A 674-nucleotide genomic window follows, 5' to 3' on the forward strand; every position below is an offset into this window, starting at 1 on the left:
TTTTCGCCCAAAGCGAAAAGAAACATAATCTTTGTGCCCATACATCACACAACGGTGGAGAAACAAAAAACGTGCGGCTCGTTCAACTGTGGAGAGGCTCTCGGGTTCAATAGCCGAAAGTTCAAAAAACAACTGTCTTGAACAAACAAACCATTCTAGTCGTTTGGCTAAATCATCAAAGTCATTTTGAACACATTGAAACAGATTCGTGATCTCTCCATTCAAATCATTAATCACGGAATATTTTGCTGGTCTTTTATTTAGGAAACTAACACCAGAGCCTACAAATGGATCAACATAGGTTTCATGGTCAATGCTATTTAAAATCGGTATAATTGTCTTACGCAGATAGAGTTTACCACTCATCCACGCATACAATGTGTGTGTTAATTCTAGCGTCATCATATTTTTAAATGAGAGCTTTGATATTTAACTACTTGTTATCCACTTTTTGAGGTGTGAGAAACTATTTTCTACGGCGTCCACAAAACTGGAAAAATCTATTACAAGCATAAAGACAATAAAGGCTATCAATTTCATGAGGCGTGACATCATCTTTAAGCCTTGATAGGTCTCTATCATCTCGTGAAGGAGTTGTTGTTCTTTTTCTGTAAGATCTTTATCTTTGCTGCTTCGTTTCTTGACCATCTTTCCAACCACATAAATGGGCTCCC

General features: G+C 37.4%; 2 protein-coding genes. Both read right to left on the reverse strand.

What is annotated here, in order from left to right:
• On the reverse strand, positions 1-405 hold a 405-nt coding region (locus tag J7R05_RS07410; RefSeq protein ID WP_208541785.1), incomplete at its 3' end, for a DNA adenine methylase.
• A gap of 24 nt (positions 406-429) precedes the next feature.
• Positions 430-660, reverse strand: a complete 231-nt coding sequence (locus J7R05_RS07415; RefSeq protein WP_208541786.1) for a hypothetical protein — start codon at positions 658-660, stop codon at positions 430-432.
• Between the last annotated feature and the right edge of the window lie 14 nt (positions 661-674).

Source organism: Bartonella capreoli (assembly GCF_902813205.1).
In the GTDB taxonomy this organism is placed as follows: Bacteria; Pseudomonadota; Alphaproteobacteria; order Rhizobiales; family Rhizobiaceae; genus Bartonella; species Bartonella schoenbuchensis.